This window comes from Kocuria sp. LHG3120 (genome assembly GCF_049897445.1).
GTDB classification, from domain to species: domain Bacteria; phylum Actinomycetota; class Actinomycetes; order Actinomycetales; family Micrococcaceae; genus Kocuria; species Kocuria rosea.
Genome location: NZ_JAFCWG010000006.1, coordinates 35,250 through 50,125, shown reverse-complemented (window position 1 = coordinate 50,125; position 14,876 = coordinate 35,250). Strand labels below are relative to the sequence as shown.

Sequence of the window (14,876 nt, the reverse complement as noted above, 5' to 3'; positions counted from 1 at the left end):
GTGCGCCACGGGCCGCGTGCACCACCGGCTCAGTCGCCGGGCTCCTGCTCGAGCTGCTGCTGGGCGACGTCGCGCACCCCGGCGACCCTCGACACCTGCACGGCCGCCGTGCGCAGGTCCGTCTTGCCCTCGAGCCGCAGGAGCAGCTCCACCTCGGTGCCCTCGGACCCCTCGACCGTCCGGCTCGAGACCACGGAGGCGCTCAGCTGCAGCTCGTCGACCACCGTCAGGACCTCCCGCAGCACGCCGTGCCCGTCCTCGTAGCGCAGCCGGAGTCCCTGCGGGGCCACCATCCCGGGCAGGCGGCGGGAGAGCGGGGTCAGCAGGATCGCGGAGACGAAGTGCAGGCCCGTGGCGACGACGGCGAGCGGCACGAGCCCGGCCCCGCAGGCCATCCCGATGGCCGCGGAGAGCCAGATGCTCGCAGCCGTCGTCAGGCCGTGCACCACGTCCCGGTTCGTGAAGATCACGCCCGCGCCCAGGAAGCCGATGCCCGTGATGATCTGGGCCGCCACGCGGGAGGGGTCGGGACCGGCGTCGATGCCGGGCAGGACACCGAAGCCGTAGGCGGACACGAGGGTGAACACCGCCGACCCGGTGCCGACCAGGGCGTGCGTGCGCAGTCCGGCGCTCTTGCGCCGCAGCCGCCGTTCGAGGCCCACCAGCGAGGTGAGCCCGAAGGCGATCAGCACGAGCGAGACCTGGACGGGGACCGCGTCCCACACGACGACGTCCACGGCACCTCCTCCGGCAGCTGGTGCTCACGATTGAACACCACTTCCGGCCCTGCGGCACCAGGTGCGGGACGACGACGGGCCGGGCACCTCCGCGAGGTGCCCGGCCCGTGCCGGATGCGTGCTGGGCACGCTCGACGGGTCAGCCGTCGATCACATCATGCCGCCCATGCCGCCCATGCCGTCGTCGGCACCGGCGCCGGCGCCCGCGGGCTCCGGCTTGTCGGCGACGACGGCCTCGGTGGTGAGGAACAGCCCGGCGATGGACGCCGCGTTCTGCAGCGCGGACCGGGTCACCTTGACCGGGTCGTTGATGCCGGCGGCCATCAGGTCCTCGTACTCGCCGGTGGCGGCGTTGAGGCCGTGGCCCTGGGCCAGACCGCGGACCTTGTCCACGACCACGCCGGCCTCGAGGCCGGAGTTGATCGCGATCTGCTTCAGCGGGGCGTCGATGGCGACCTTCACGATGTTCGCGCCGGTGGCCTCGTCGCCCGTGAGCTGCAGCTTGTCGAACGCCTTCTGGCCGGCCTGGATCAGGGCCACGCCGCCGCCGGCGACGATGCCCTCCTCCACGGCGGCCTTGGCGTTGCGCACGGCGTCCTCGATGCGGTGCTTGCGCTCCTTGAGCTCGACCTCGGTGGCGGCACCGGCCTTGAGGACGGCCACGCCGCCGGCCAGCTTGGCCAGGCGCTCCTGCAGCTTCTCGCGGTCGTAGTCCGAGTCCGAGTTGTTGATCTCGGCGCGGATCTGGGCCACGCGGCCCTCGATCTCCTCGGCGGTGCCGGCGCCGTCGACGATGGTGGTCTCGTCCTTCGTCACGACGACCTTGCGGGCCTGGCCCAGCAGGTCCACGGTGGCGGTCTCGAGGGAGAGCCCGACCTCCTCGGTGATGACCTGGCCACCGGTGAGGATGGCGATGTCGGCCAGCTGCGCCTTGCGGCGGTCGCCGAAGCCGGGGGCCTTGACGGCCACGGACTTGATGGAGCCGCGCATCTTGTTGAGCACCAGCAGCGCCAGGGCCTCGCCCTCGACGTCCTCGGCGATGATCAGCAGCGGCTTGCCGGCCTGCATGACCTTCTCGAGCACGGGGACCAGGTCCTTGACCGCGGAGATCTTGGAGTTGACCACGAGGATGTAGGGATCCTCGAGGACGGCCTCCTGGCGGTCGGCGTCGGTGACGAAGTAGCCCGAGAGGTAGCCCTTGTCGAAGCGCATGCCCTCGGTCAGCTCGAGGTCCAGCCCGAAGGTGTTGGACTCCTCGACCGTGATCACGCCCTCCTTGCCGACCTTCTCCATCGCCTGGGCGATGAGGCGGCCGATCTCGGGGTCGCCGGCGGAGATCGACGCCGTGGCGGCGATCTGCTCCTCGGTCTCGACCTCCTTGGCGGAGGCCAGCAGCTCCTCGGTGACCGCGGCGACGGCCTTCTCGATGCCGCGCTTGAGGCTCAGCGGGTCGGCGCCGGCGGCCACGTTGCGCAGGCCCTCCTTGACGAGCGCCTGGGCGAGCACGGTGGCGGTGGTGGTGCCGTCGCCGGCGATGTCGTCGGTCTTCTTGGCGACCTCCTTGACGAGCTCGGCGCCGATCTTCTCGAACGGCTCGTCGAGCTCGATCTCCTTGGCGATGGACACGCCGTCGTTCGTGATCGTGGGGGCGCCCCAGGCCTTCTCGAGGACCACGTTGCGGCCGCGCGGGCCGAGGGTGACCTTGACGGCGTCGGCCAGGGTGTTCAGGCCCCGCTCGAGTCCGCGGCGTGCCTCTTCGTCGAAAGCAATCATCTTTGCCATGTGACTTCGTCCCTCCTGGACGGTAGACAAACGGTCGACCTCCACGGTGCCCGCGACGGACGGCGCGCACGACGGCGGACTCTTCCCGACGCCGTGCGGCACCTCACCGTGGTGGTTGAGGTGTCACTCCTGTGCCGGTGGCTGCCCGGGTCGGGCCGGGGACCGAGCCATTAGCAGTCCACACGACTGAGTGCTAATCGCAATCTTGGCACTCGTCCCCGGAGAGTGCAAACCCCTGAGCCGATTCCGCTCAGCCCTGCCACTCCTCGCGCAGGACGCCGTAGACCATCCGGTCGTAGTACTCGCCGCCGACCCTGCGGGCCCGGCGGATCCTGGCCTCTTCGGTGAAGCCCAGCTTCACCGCCACGCGGCACATCCCCGCGTTGCCGCTCCACGTCTCCAGGTCGAGGCGGTGGGAGTCGGAGTGGGCGAAGAGGTAGTCGATCCACAGGCGCATCGCCTCGGTGCCGTAGCCGCCGCTCCAGTGCTCCGGGGAGTACACGGTGATGCCCAGGGAGCGCAGCGGCAGCAGGTGCGTGCCGTCACCGGGGTCCTCGGTGGGCTTCTCCGACCAGTACCAGGACACCTGCCCGATGAACCGGTCGTCGGCGGCGTCGGCGATCACCATCGTCTCGCGCGGGTCCGGCCAGTCCCCGGCCGTCACGTGCTCCCGGAGGGTGCCGAGCCAGCGCTGGGCGCCCTCGGCGGTGAAGTTCGGGTAGAACGGGCCGTCCGTGCGCTGCCACTCGTGCTCGCCGCCGCCGGCGGGCGGCGTGATCCACGCCTCGTAGTCGACGAGGTCCTCCTCGGTCCAGTCGCGGACGCGGACTCGGCTTCCTTCGATCTGCACGGTGGTTCCTTCCGGTGGCGTCGGGGGTGGACGACGTCGTGGCGAACGGCGTCGGAACGGTCGGGGTCCGGGGCCGACGGGGACGCCTCGAGGACCGGGCCGGCTCAGGACCCCGTGGACGTGGCGCCCGGCGCCGGGGCGGCCTCGCCCGGGGCGTTGAGGAACGAGAACACCCCGACGCCGAGGGTCAGCACCCCGGCCAGGACGATGGCGGTGAGCTCCCGGGCGCCCACGCGGACGGTCGGCCGGACACCGCGGTGGGCGCCCTGGCGGGGCCCGTCCTCGGGGACGTCGTCGAACTCGTCGTGCGGGTACTGGGTCATCCGTGGTCTCCTCGCTGCCGGCGCAGCCTGGCCACGAGCATCGGGTCGTGCTCGAGGGCGGCGCGGGTGTCGATCAGGACGTTGAGCCGCTGGTAGTAGTGGGTGGGCGAGAGGTTCAGGCGGCGGCGGATCTCCATCTCCTTCGCCCCCTGGTACTTCCACTGCAGGTTCTCGAGCGACAGGATCTCGCGGTCCACGGCGTCCAGACCGGCCCCCTCCCCGGGCTCTTCCCGGCCGGGGGCGGCCTCCCCGTCGGGCACCGGCTCCGCGCCGGGAACGGCGGCGTCGTCGGCCCGGGCGTCCGCGGGCACCGCGTCGTCGGGCACTGCGTCCGCGGGCACCGCGTCCTCGCCGGTCACCGCGACTCGGCCCGCGGCCGCAGGGAGAGGGTGGTCAGCTGCGCGTCCTCGCCCGCGTCCACGACGGCGCGCACCGCCGCGGCCACGGACTCCGGCCGCAGGTAGCGCTCCGGGACGTACTCGTTGCCCAGGCCGGCCTGGATGTCCCGCTGCATCTGCGTGTCGACCGGGCCGGGGTGCACCGAGCTGACCACGATGCCGTCGGCCTCGACCTCCTGGCGGAGCGAGTCGGCGAGCGCGCGCAGGGCGAACTTCGAGGCCGCGTAGACGGCGTCCCCGGCGCGGGCGTTGAGCCCCGAGCCGGAGTTGAGGAACACGACCTTCCCCCGGGCCGCTCGCAGGGCCGGCAGCAGGAGCCGGGTCAGCTCCGCGGGGACCACCACGTTGAGCTCGAGCTGGGCCCGCCAGTCCGCCACGGAGGCGGCCTCCACCGTGGTGCGCCCGGCCACGGCCGCCGAGTGCACCAGGACGTCGACCCGGTCCAGGCCGGCCACCACGGACGGCAGGGCCTCGACGTCGGTCAGGTCGGCGGCGCGGACGGTGACGTGCGGGAGGCCGGAGAGCTCGGCCAGCCGGCCGGCGTCCCGGCCCAGGGCCAGGACGTCGTGGTCGCGGGCGAGGTCCACCACGCACGCGCGGCCGATGCCTCCGGTGGCCCCGGTGACGACGGCGAGGGGTCGGGTCTCGGTGGAGGAAGCGCTCATGCGCCCACTCTAGCCAGTCCGCCGCCGGTCCCGCCCGCCCCGGACGGAACGGGCCGGGGCGGTGGCGGCCCCGGTATCCTGGCCCGCAGCCGACCACGCGGAGGAGCTTCATGGCAGCCGACCCCCACGCCACGGGAGATCCCGGGGCGGACCCGGACAGCGCGGAGAAGCCCTCGTCGCCGGCGCAGATCACGAGACCCTCGTGGAGCTACATCCTGCGCCGGACCGTCCACGAGTTCCGCCGCGACGAGTGCACGGACTCGGCGGCGGTGATGACGTTCTTCGCCGTGCTGTCCATCTTCCCGGGGCTGCTCACGGTGGTGTCGACGCTCGGCGTCGTCGGTCAGGCCGAGGCGACCACCAGGACCCTGCTGCGCCTGCTCGACGAGTTCGGGGTCCCGGAGGGGGCCGTGGCCGTGCTCGAGGGGCCGATCGGCGAGCTCACCGGCTTCCCGTCCGCGGGCCTGGCACTGGTCACCGGTCTGGTCGGCGCCCTGTGGACGGCCTCGGGCTACGTGCGGGCCTTCGGACGGTCCATGAACCGGATCTACGAGGTCGAGGAGGGCCGCCCCGTCTGGAAGCTCTACCCCCTGATGATCGCGGTGACGCTGTCCCTGGTGGTCCTGGTGGTGGGCATGATGCTGCTCCTGCTGCTCTCCGGACCGGTCGCCGAGCGGCTCGGCGGGCTGATCGGCCTCGGCGAGGCGGCGCTCCGGCTCTGGCAGGCCGCCCGGATCCCGGCCCTGCTGCTGCTGCTCGTCTTCGTGAGCGCCCTGCTCTACTACGCCACCCCGAACATCCGGCAGCCGAGGTTCCGGTGGCTCAGCATCGGCTCGGTGGTCGCCATCCTGGTCATGAGCGCTGCGACCACCGGGTTCAGCTTCTACGTGTCCAACGTCAACGACTTCAACGCCACCTACGGTGCCATCGGCGGCGTGATCGTCCTGCTGCTGTGGATCTGGATCATGAACATCGTGCTGCTCGCGGGCGCCGAGCTCAACGCCGAGATCGAGCGCGGACGCCAGCTCCAGGCCGGGATCGAGGCCGAGGAGAACCTGCGGCTGCCGCCGCGGGACCTCCGGGGCGTGCGGCGGATGCAGGCGAAGGAGGACGAGCTCGTCGAGGAGGGCCGTGCCCTCCGGCACCGGCACACCGGTCCGGGCAGCGGTGCGGACCACCCGTCGGACACCGGGACCGCGGGCGACGCCGCACCGGCCTAGAGTGGTGCCCGGCACATCCGGGTCCGCACCTGCCGGAGCACCGGTGCCCGGACCGGCACCTGCCGTCCGTCCCGGCGGCCGACACCCGCACGACACCCGCACCGAGGAGCACCGTGAGCGAGACCCAGCCCCTGGACAGGATCATGGCCCCCGACTGGGCGGAGGCCCTCGCCCCCGTGGAACCGCAGATCCGGCAGATGGGCCGGTTCCTGCGCGAGGAGCACGCCGACGGGCACCGCACGCTCCCGGAGGGCCCGGCGGTCCTGCGGGCGTTCCAGGACCCGCTGGAGCAGGTCAGGGTGCTGGTCGTCGGGCAGGACCCCTACCCCACTCCCGGCCACGCCATGGGCCTGTCCTTCTCCGTGCAGCCCCACGTGCGTCCAGTGCCCCGCTCCCTGCAGAACATCTACAAGGAGCTGCGGGACGACCTCGGCGTCGACCCGCCGGAGCACGGGGACCTCTCCGCGTGGTCCCGGCAGGGCGTGATGCTCCTGAACAGGGTCATCACCGTGCGCGACGGGGCCCCGGCCTCCCACCGGGGCAAGGGTTGGGAAGCGGTCACGGAGCGCGCCATCAAGGCCCTCGCCGGCCGCGGGACCCCGCTGGTGGCCATCCTGTGGGGCCGGGACGCGCGGAGCACTGCCGCGTGGCTGGACGGCTTCCCCACGGTCGAGTCCGCGCACCCGTCCCCGCTGTCCGCGTCCCGGGGCTTCTTCGGGTCCCGGCCGTTCTCCCGCACGAACCACCTCCTCGAGCAGCAGGGCGCGGAGCCCGTCGACTGGCGGATGTGACACCAGGAGGCCTCCGTTAGGGTGGGCGGCATGACGACGACCCCCGGGGCCCGGCCCGCCAGACCCCGCAAGCCGCAGCTGAACCTGACGGTGCGCTCCCGCGAGCTGCTGTCCCCGTCGATGGTCCGGGTGGTCCTGGGCATCGACGAGCCCGAGCGCTACGCGGACATCGTCCCGCCCGAGAAGTACGTGAAGCTCGTCTTCCTCCGGCCCGGCACGGGCGAAGCCGGCACCGCGCTTTCCGGGACTTCGAATCCCGGCACGGACGCTCCTGACTCCGAGACCACAAACTCGTCGCGGCCGGGGGCGGAGCCCGGACGGAACCCCGACTACTGGGAGCTCAAGGAGACCCTGCCGGGCGACCGGCAGCCCGTCACCCGCCACCTCACCATCCGCCGGTACGTGCCGGAGCGGCACGAGCTGTGGATGGACTTCGTGCTGCACGGCGACGACGGCTTCGCCGGCCCGTGGGCGGCCCGCGCCGAGCCCGGGGACCGCATCATCGCCCTCGGCCCCGGGGGCAGGTGGACGCCGGCCCCGGACGCCGCGTGGACCCTGATAGCCGCCGACGACGCCGCGATCCCCGCCGCCCTCGCCGTCCTGGAGACCCTCCCGGCCTCCGCGCAGGGAGAGGCGCTGCTGGAGGTGGACACGCCCTCCGACGTCCAGCCGGTGTCCGCCCCGGCCGGGATGGCGGTGCGCTGGGTGTTCCGGGCGGACAGCGGTCCCGGAGAGGACGCTGCCCTGGTGCGGGCCGTGCGCGAGGCCGGGTGGCCCACCGACCCGGAAGGGGTCCAGGTCTTCGCCCACGGCGAGCGGGAGGTCATGAAGGCCCTGCGCGAGGAGCTGTTCACGCGCCGTCGGCTGGAGCGGGACCAGGTCTCGCTGTCCGGCTACTGGGCGAGGGGCCGCACCGAGGACGTCTTCCAGGCGGAGAAGAAGCTGCCGGTCGGCCAGATCCTCTGAGCCGGACCCGCGAGCGGTGATCCTTCGCACTGCGCGGCGCTGAGCTGCTCGTCCCGAGATCGGGCACCGGTTCTCGGACGCGCCCGGAAGCCGGGCCGTCCCTCCGCGTCTCACGGCCGCTCCTCCCCGCCCCAGGGCATGGTCACGGTCCGGGCCACGGGCTCCGTCTCCGTCTCCGTCTCCGTCCTTATGGTGTCGGACCCGGTGGGGATCATGAGACATGACTACTACCGCCGGCCGGCCGCGGAGCCTGGAGGAGGTCCTCCGGGAGGACACGGCCGTTGCCGACCGTGAGTACGCCGGTGCTGTGACGGAGCTGGTCGAGGACGCCCGGGCGGAGGCCCGGGCTGCGGGCCGGCAGCTGCGGGTGATCCACCGGATGTGGCAGCTGCAGGAGCAGGCGCACGATCGGCGACGGGCGGCCCGGGCACGCTGGTCGAACGAGCGAGCCCGCAGTCGTGGGCAGCACATCCCGGAACCGGAGAGGCGCACGGTGCTGGACGTGGCCGACGAGATCGGCCCGGCACTGCGGCTGCCGGCGGGCACGGCGGTGCGCCGGGTGGAGAACGCGGTCCTGCTCGCCGAGAGCCTGCCCCGGGTCCTGCAGGCTCTCGAGTCCGGGGCGATCGCCCTGCGCCAGACCGAGGTGATCGTGGACCTGTGGCGGGACCTGGTGGGTGCGACCGGTCGGCCGCCCGAGCCGTGGCCACTCGGCGAGGCCGTGTCCCGTGTCGTGGACGAGCTGCTGGAGAAGGCGCCGACGGCCACCGCGTCGCAGCTCCGGGCGCTGGCCCGGAGGCGGCGGGCCTGGCTGCTGGCCGGGTTCCCGGAGGACCGTCACCGGCTGGCCCGCCGGGGGCGCAGGGTGTGGATAGAACCCGAGGAGGACGGCATGGCGCGGCTGTGCGCCCTCCTGGACGCGGCCACCGCCCACGCCGTCCATGCCCGTCTCGCGTCCATCGCCGCCCGTGTGGATCCGCACAGCCCGTCGACGGACCTGGCAGAGTCTGCGTGTGGCGGCCGGGGCGTCGCTGAGGGCAGGGGTCCGAACGACGACCGGAGCTGCTGGGAGGACGGGCCGCGCACGGCAGGGCAGCTGCGCGCGGACGTGCTCGCCGCACTGCTGCTGGACGGGGAGCCCGCCTGCATGCCGGAGCACCTGCGCGGGATCCGCGGGCAGGTCACGGTCACCGTTCCCGTGCTCTCGCTGCTGGAGCACAGCGCACAGACTCCCGGCCGCGGATCCTCCGGCCGGTCGCCCGACGGAGACGGGCTCCCCGGCCGATCACCCGACGGAGACGGGCTCCCCGGCCGATCACCCGACGGAGACGCGGTACCCGGTGAATCGTCCAACGGAGACGGGCTCCCCGGCCGATCATGCAGCGCCGGCGGAACAACCGGCGGCGGGCCTGCAGGGAGCCCGGACTGCGCGGAGCTGGCCGGCTACGGGCCGATCCCGGTGAGCGTGGCCGAGCGGATCGCCGCCGGCGCCGGGTCCTGGTCGAGGGTTCTGACACATCCGGTCACCGGCACCGTCCTGGACCACGACCGCACCACGTACGCCGTACCGGCAGATCTCAAGCGCCGGCTGCGAGCGAGGGACGGCACCTGCCGGTTCCCCGGATGCCGGCGACGTGCCGAGCGCTGCGACCTCGACCACACCGTGGCCTGGGTCGAGGGCGGGCCGACCGCCGCGGACAACCTCGCCCATCTGTGCCGCCACCACCACGTCCTCAAGCACCGGGACGGCCCGCTCGGGCGCTGGCGGGTCCGGCACCGCCGCCGGGAGTCCCCGGAGGGCGTCCTGGAATGGACCTCACCGGCCGGACGCGTCCACGTGACCTACCCCCAGCAGCACCACCAGCCCGTGCTCTCGCCGCTGCGGATCGCCGACGACCTGCCCGTCGACGTCCGGCCCCCGGCAGAGCAGGCACCGGACGAGCCGTCACCGGCTGCGGTCCTGTGGACATCCCGCAGGACCGTGCCCTCCGGCGCCCGGCCTCACGAGGTCCGCCCCGACGGGGTCCGGCAGGACGACGACCCGCCCCCGTTCTGAGCCGCACCGAGGATTCAGCCCGGTGCTGCCCCGAGCCGACAGCCCACCGCGGTGCTGGCCCGGCTCGCTGCCCACCGCGGTGCTGCCCCAGACCCACAGCCCACCACGGCGCCGTCCGCGGTCCATGTGTCAGCGGCGCCGGTTGCGCCGGGAACTGGTGCCGTTGAGGTGCCCCACGAAGGGGCGCATGAGGTACTTGCCGAGCACCACCCCGGAGGCCAGGGCCACGATCGAGGCCATCGCGTTGACGAGCCCCACGATCCCGGGGCCGTAGGTGTCCGTCTCCACGGTGATGGTGTACATGCCGCGGAAGATGGACAGCCCGGGCAGCAGGAAGGTCATCGCGGGGATCGCCAGGACCAGCTGGGGAATCCGGTGCCGGGCCGCGAGCACGGTCGCCACGCACCCGCTGGTGATCGCCGCGAGCGCCGTGTCCAGGCGGGAGCCCAGGCCGGCGGCCATGCCGGTGTGGTAGACCACGAGACCGCCGAGGGCGGCGGCCACGGTCGAGAGCACGTGACGGGGCTTGGCCTGCATCGTGACCGCGATGAGCCCGGTGGCGATCAGCATGAACACGGAGTTGGTCAGCGGGCCCACCGGGTCGAAGGCGCTCTGCGAGACGTCGACCCGGGGCATGCCGGCGTAGCCGGCCACGGAGATGCCACCGGCGATGCCGGCCACGATGCCGAGGAACGCCATGGACGTGGAGAGCAGCCGCCCGGCCGCCGTGACGGGGAACCCGTTGATCGCGTCCTGCATGGTGGAGACCATGCGGGTGGTGGGCAGGAGCAGGATGATCCCGCCCGCGATGACCCGTGCCGGGGACAGGTCGACACCGGCCCAGGACATCAGCAGGGCCATCGTGGTGAGGATCCCCGACTGGGCGGCCATGGCGAAGAACTCGGGGATCCGCCAGACGCCCAGCCGGTGCGCCACGACCTGGTTGATGACCGAGGACAGACCGGCCACGAGCGCCCCCAGCACTCCCCCGCCGATGCCGACGGTGATGGTCATCGCCGCGGCGGCCGTGGCGGCCCGCACCATCCACCGCGGATAGGGCTTGGGCTTGGCGTTGATCGCCTCGAGGCGCCGCTCCGCCTCCCCGCGGGGCATCTCTCCGCCCGTGATGTCCGCGACCAGCTGGTGCGTCTCGGCCAGCCCCGCGTAGTTGTCCGTCCAGGAGCGCACGACCCGCATGACCGTGTGGCTGTTGGTGTCCGGGTCGTTGAAGACGTCCTCGCGGGTGCGGGTGTCCCCGCCGTCCGGCTGGTCGTCGGCGATGTAGTTGATCGTCACGGCCTGGTTGGTGATGTCCACCTCGACGTTCTCGACCCCGTAGGTGGCGCACACGGCGATGATGGCGTTCTCGACGTCGAGGGCGTCGGCCCCGTAGTGGAACATGGTCTCCGCGAGCCGTAGCGCGAAGTTCAGGGTGCGCCGGGCCTGCCGGCTGGTGGACTCCCCGAACCGGCGCAGATTGGCGAAGGGCGAGGCGTTGAGCCGTTCCACCACGCGCATGGGGGCGGTCGGGGCGGCCTCCCCCTGCAGGATGGAGCGCAGCCGGGCGCGCCCGCCGGGCCGGGTCCCCTGCGCCCGGGTGGACGGGTAGGCGCCCCGCTGCATCCGGTCGGAGCTCTTGCCGGGAGCCGGGAGCGGTCCGATCGTCGTCGTCTCCGGGCGGGAGACGGGGACCGTGTCGGTGCCGGTGCGGCGCCGCCGGCGCGCCGACGCCGGCAGGGGCACGGTCTCGGCGGCGGAGAGCAGCTCGCGGCGCTTCTCCGGCTCGGGGGTGTCCCCGTGCCGGCGGATCAGGCTCGTGCTGAGCACGGGCAGCGCCTGCGGGGCGTCGGGCACGATGTCGAGCACGGTGGTCCCGGCGCGGCGCCGGGCGTGCTGGGCCTGGTCCTCGGTGGGGCGCACCGCGGGCAGGCCCGCGCCGTGCCGGGCGACCGGGCGGGCGGCGCCCGTGAGCGTCGTGTCCCCGCCGGGACCGAAGGGCTCGACGACGTGGAGGTCGGGCTCCTCGGCACCGTCCGACGAGGGGTAGGCGGCGAACGGGCGCAGGGGGGCGCGCTGGTCGGTCACCACGCGGCGTTCCTCCTTCCGGGGCGCGGGGGCGGGGGCCCGGCGGGCGGTCGGGGTCGGGGTCGGATCAGTAGAAGGGCTGGCCCGTGCGGCGGACCCACAGCTGGCGCTGGACCTTCTCGGCCACGTTGGTCCACACCGCGTACTTGGCGGGGCTCAGGACCTGGTCGTGGACGCCCACGAAGTCGACCACGGTCTTGGTGAAGCTCGTCTTGAACAGCCCCAGACCGTAGTAGGGGTGCTCCTTGTTCTTGAGCTGGTCGCTCGGCGGGGTGCCGCAGAAGTCGTACTCGACGATCCCGTGCTCCCGCATGAGGTCCGTGATCGCGGTCCACTGCAGCAGGTGGGAGTCACCGTACTGGCGGCGCCGGGGCTTCGAGCCGCCGTCCTTGTAGGTGCCCTTGGTGCCGTAGGCGATGACGTAGGCGCCCACCGAGGGCTCGCCGTCCTCGTAGGTGAAGTACAGCCGCCCCTGGCCGGCCTGCTCGAACGCCGTCCAGAACTTCGCGTAGTACTCGTAGGAGCGCAGGTTCACGTTCGCGTCCCCCTGCCCCACGGTGTCCATGAGCGCGTACATCCGGCGCATGTTCTGCTCGGTCAGCTCGACGCGTTCGACGGTGCAGCCCTCGCGCAGGGCCCGCCGGACGGCGTTGCGCCCGCGGGAGTGCAGCGACTTCAGCACGGTCTCCTCGTCCCGGTCGGTGTCGAGGACCGCCGTGGAGTCGTTGGGCTGGATGTTGAAGGACTTCTTCAGCCCGGCCCGCGTGAGCACGCCGCGGGCGTAGTCGGAGTCCAGGACGTCCGGCTCGATCTTGATCGCGAAGACGTTCAGCCGCTGCTCGGCCACGAGCCGGGCGCTGGCCGCGGCGATCCCGGGGATGTCGTCGACGGAGGCGACGTCCGGGCCCTTGATCATGTACCAGAGCTTGCCGAGGGCGGGCACCGGCTTCTCGAGGACGAGGTTGTAGGACGCCTGTCCGCCGTCGGCGGGCTCGTGCACGAGGTGCAGGGGCCGCCAGCCGTGGTCCGCCTTGACGTCCGCGAAGGACGCCGACTGCAGCAGGTTGCCGCCGTGCGGGTTCGCCGTGACGTGGGTGTCCCAGGCCTCGATCTCCTGGGCGGTGGCGAAGCGTGCGGTGAACTCTCGCAAGGCTCTCTCAATCGTCGGGGTCGTCGGGGCCGGCCGGCCGGGGTGGCCGGCGGGCCGGTGCGCCGGCGGGGGCCGGCCCCGGTCAGTCTAACCGCGCGGGCCTGAGGGGCCTCTGAGCCGTGCCGGTCGGGCGCCGCGCCCCCGTTCCCGTCCCCGCGGCAGGCCCGGGACGGGGCCGGGGCGGCACCGGGTGCCGCGCTGTGTATTCTGTTCAGGCGGTTCGCACCGGCAGGTCCGCGGCGCGCACCGGCAGGTCCGCTCCGATCCCCGGCGCGGTCCGGACCAGGGAGGTGGCGGGAGCCGTGGGTGGACCGGGCGGGCGCTGGAGCATCGCCCGCGCCGCGGTCCTCGTGACCGGACTGACCGCCGTCTCCACCGTGCTGGGCTTCGCCCGGGACGTCGTCGTCGGCGCCGTCTTCGGCGCGGGCGCCGAGCTCGACGCGTGGCTGGTGGCCCAGGGCGTGCTGAACGTCGTCCTCGGCCTGATCGCCTGGGCGATGGCGCGCTCCGTGACCCCCGTGACCTCGCGGGAGACCGCCCGGGAGCGCGCCGACGGCACGGGGTGCCGCGGCCACCGCGGCTTCGAGGTCTCCCTCACCGTCACCGTGGTCGTCCTCGGCCTGGCCGCCGTGGTGACGGGGCTGCTCGCGGAACCGGTGACGGCCCTGCTCGCCCCCGGGTTCGACGACGCCCAGACCGCCACGGCCGCCTCGCTCACCCGGATCGTCCTCGTCGCGACGGTGCTCGTGGCCGGCACGGACCTGCTGGCCTCGCTCGTCCAGGCCCACGGCCGCTTCGCGTGGTCCTCCCTGCAGGGCGTCCCGTTCAACCTCGTCATGATCGCCGCGGCAGGTCTGTTCGGGCCCCGCTACGGCGTCTCGGCGCTCGCCGTGGGCTACGTGGTGGGCTCGGCGGCGCGGCTGCTGATGCAGGTGCCCCCCGTGCGGGCGCTCGGCGCCCGGCTCCGGCCCCGGTGGGACCTGCGGGACCCGGGCTTCCGGGAGATCGCCCGGCTCGTGCCGCCCATGCTGGTGGGCAACGCCGTGGTCAACATCAACACCCTCGTCGACCGGGCGGTGGGCTCCACCCTCGAGGACGGCACGATCACGGCGCTGACCTACGGCTGGCGCCTGGTCGACCTGCCGGAGACCGTCGTCATCGCGGCCCTGCTCGTCCCCCTGTACCCGGCCCTGGGCGCCTCCGCGGACGACCGGCCCGAGCTGCGCCGGCTCGTCGACCGAGGGCTGTCCGTGGTCGTCACCGTGCTCGCCCCGGTGTGCGCGGTGTTCGTGGTCGCGGCCGGACCCCTCGTCGCCACGGCCTTCGGGCACGGCGCGTTCGACGACGGGGACGTCGCGGCGACGGCCACCGCGGTCGCCTGGTACGCGCCGGCGCTGCTCGCGCTCGGCTTCCGCCAGGTGGTGGTCCGCGCGTCCTACGCCATCGGCGACTCCCGCGGGCCGGTGGTCGTGGCGGTGCTGGCGATGGTCGTCAACGTGGTCGGCGACGTCCTGCTGGCCCCGGTGCTGGGCCTCGCCGGCATCGCCGCGGCCACGACCGCGTCCCTGGTCGTGGCGGCGCTGCTCAACGCGTGGCTGCTGCACCGGCGGCACGCCGGGCTGGACGCCAGGGCGACGACGGCCCTGGTGGCGCGGGCGCTCGTGCTGGCGGCCGTCGCCGGCGCCGCAGGGCTGGGGGCGCGGGAGGCGCTGACGGAGCTGCCCTCGTTCGTGCTCGCGGCGCTCTGCGCCGCCGTGGTGGGCGGGACGTACCTGCTCGGGCTCGTCGTGCTGCGGGCTCCCGAGCGCCTGCTCGTGGGCGAGACGCTGCGGACGCTGCGCCGGCGCTGACGC

The 14,876-nt window shown here is 73.5% G+C and carries 13 protein-coding genes; 5 read left to right on the top strand and 8 right to left on the bottom strand.

Annotated elements, in window-relative coordinates; translation table 11 throughout:
* Positions 1–29 precede the first annotated feature (29 nt).
* The 6 genes from ACP7CD_RS12680 to ACP7CD_RS12655 all read right to left on the bottom strand — a co-directional run bounded on the left by ACP7CD_RS12680 (position 30) and on the right by ACP7CD_RS12655 (position 4,755).
* Positions 30–737: an MgtC/SapB family protein gene (locus ACP7CD_RS12680; RefSeq protein ID WP_260987150.1), complete on the bottom strand. Its 708-nt coding sequence runs from the start codon at positions 735–737 to the stop codon at positions 30–32.
* A 150-nt stretch (positions 738–887) separates the two neighbouring features.
* A complete protein-coding gene (gene groL, locus ACP7CD_RS12675) occupies positions 888–2,519 on the bottom strand; it encodes a chaperonin GroEL (protein WP_035926880.1) in 1,632 nt (543 codons plus the stop codon).
* Between the two features lie 250 nt (positions 2,520–2,769).
* Positions 2,770–3,369, bottom strand: coding sequence for a GNAT family N-acetyltransferase (locus ACP7CD_RS12670; RefSeq protein ID WP_426120325.1), 600 nt, complete (start codon positions 3,367–3,369; stop codon positions 2,770–2,772).
* A 104-nt stretch (positions 3,370–3,473) separates the two neighbouring features.
* Positions 3,474–3,692 carry a hypothetical protein gene (locus ACP7CD_RS12665; protein WP_017832751.1) on the bottom strand — a complete coding sequence of 73 codons (219 nt, stop codon included), beginning with the start codon at positions 3,690–3,692 and terminating at the stop codon, positions 3,474–3,476.
* Positions 3,689–4,033 (bottom strand): DUF3263 domain-containing protein, encoded by a 345-nt coding sequence (locus ACP7CD_RS12660; protein ID WP_309221578.1) that lies wholly within the window; start codon positions 4,031–4,033, stop codon positions 3,689–3,691. The genes ACP7CD_RS12665 and ACP7CD_RS12660 overlap by 4 nt, the downstream gene beginning before the upstream one ends.
* A 14-nt stretch (positions 4,034–4,047) precedes the next feature.
* A complete protein-coding gene (locus tag ACP7CD_RS12655) occupies positions 4,048–4,755 on the bottom strand; it encodes an SDR family oxidoreductase (RefSeq protein WP_426120324.1) in 708 nt (235 codons plus the stop codon).
* A 110-nt stretch (positions 4,756–4,865) separates the two neighbouring features.
* On the opposite strand from ACP7CD_RS12655, the gene ACP7CD_RS12650 reads away from it, so the two are divergent.
* From ACP7CD_RS12650 to ACP7CD_RS12635, 4 genes are all read left to right on the top strand, one after another.
* Positions 4,866–5,975, top strand: coding sequence for a YihY/virulence factor BrkB family protein (locus ACP7CD_RS12650; RefSeq protein ID WP_426120323.1), 1,110 nt, complete (start codon positions 4,866–4,868; stop codon positions 5,973–5,975).
* A 113-nt stretch (positions 5,976–6,088) separates the two neighbouring features.
* On the top strand, positions 6,089–6,766 hold the full coding sequence (locus tag ACP7CD_RS12645) for a uracil-DNA glycosylase (protein WP_426120322.1): 678 nt from the start codon (positions 6,089–6,091) through the stop codon (positions 6,764–6,766).
* 30 nt (positions 6,767–6,796) lie between these two features.
* Positions 6,797–7,732: a siderophore-interacting protein gene (locus ACP7CD_RS12640; protein WP_426120321.1), complete on the top strand. Its 936-nt coding sequence runs from the start codon at positions 6,797–6,799 to the stop codon at positions 7,730–7,732.
* Between the two features lie 220 nt (positions 7,733–7,952).
* Complete coding sequence (locus tag ACP7CD_RS12635) at positions 7,953–9,788, top strand: DUF222 domain-containing protein (protein ID WP_426120320.1); 1,836 nt, start codon at positions 7,953–7,955, stop codon at positions 9,786–9,788.
* Between the two features lie 129 nt (positions 9,789–9,917).
* Here ACP7CD_RS12635 and ACP7CD_RS12630 read toward each other — a convergent pair whose 3' ends face one another.
* Entirely contained in the window at positions 9,918–11,876 is a 1,959-nt protein-coding gene (locus tag ACP7CD_RS12630; protein WP_426120319.1) for a threonine/serine ThrE exporter family protein, read from the bottom strand.
* 64 nt (positions 11,877–11,940) lie between these two features.
* Positions 11,941–13,023, bottom strand: coding sequence for a lipid II:glycine glycyltransferase FemX (locus tag ACP7CD_RS12625; protein ID WP_426120318.1), 1,083 nt, complete (start codon positions 13,021–13,023; stop codon positions 11,941–11,943).
* A 302-nt stretch (positions 13,024–13,325) separates the two neighbouring features.
* Between ACP7CD_RS12625 and murJ the strand changes: the two genes are divergently transcribed.
* Positions 13,326–14,873: a murein biosynthesis integral membrane protein MurJ gene (gene murJ / locus ACP7CD_RS12620; protein ID WP_426120317.1), complete on the top strand. Its 1,548-nt coding sequence runs from the start codon at positions 13,326–13,328 to the stop codon at positions 14,871–14,873.
* Positions 14,874–14,876: the final 3 nt, after the last annotated feature.

Excerpts from the sequence above, each read along its gene's own strand:
- groL (WP_035926880.1), bottom strand. The coding sequence starts at position 2,519 with ATGGCAAAGATGATTGCTTTCGACGAAGAGGCACGCCGCGGACTCGAG.
- ACP7CD_RS12665 (WP_017832751.1), bottom strand. The coding sequence starts at position 3,692 with ATGACCCAGTACCCGCACGACGAGTTCGACGACGTCCCCGAGGACGGG.
- ACP7CD_RS12655 (WP_426120324.1), bottom strand. The coding sequence starts at position 4,755 with ATGAGCGCTTCCTCCACCGAGACCCGACCCCTCGCCGTCGTCACCGGG.
- ACP7CD_RS12650 (WP_426120323.1), top strand. The coding sequence starts at position 4,866 with ATGGCAGCCGACCCCCACGCCACGGGAGATCCCGGGGCGGACCCGGAC.
- ACP7CD_RS12640 (WP_426120321.1), top strand. The coding sequence starts at position 6,797 with ATGACGACGACCCCCGGGGCCCGGCCCGCCAGACCCCGCAAGCCGCAG.
- ACP7CD_RS12635 (WP_426120320.1), top strand. The coding sequence starts at position 7,953 with ATGACTACTACCGCCGGCCGGCCGCGGAGCCTGGAGGAGGTCCTCCGG.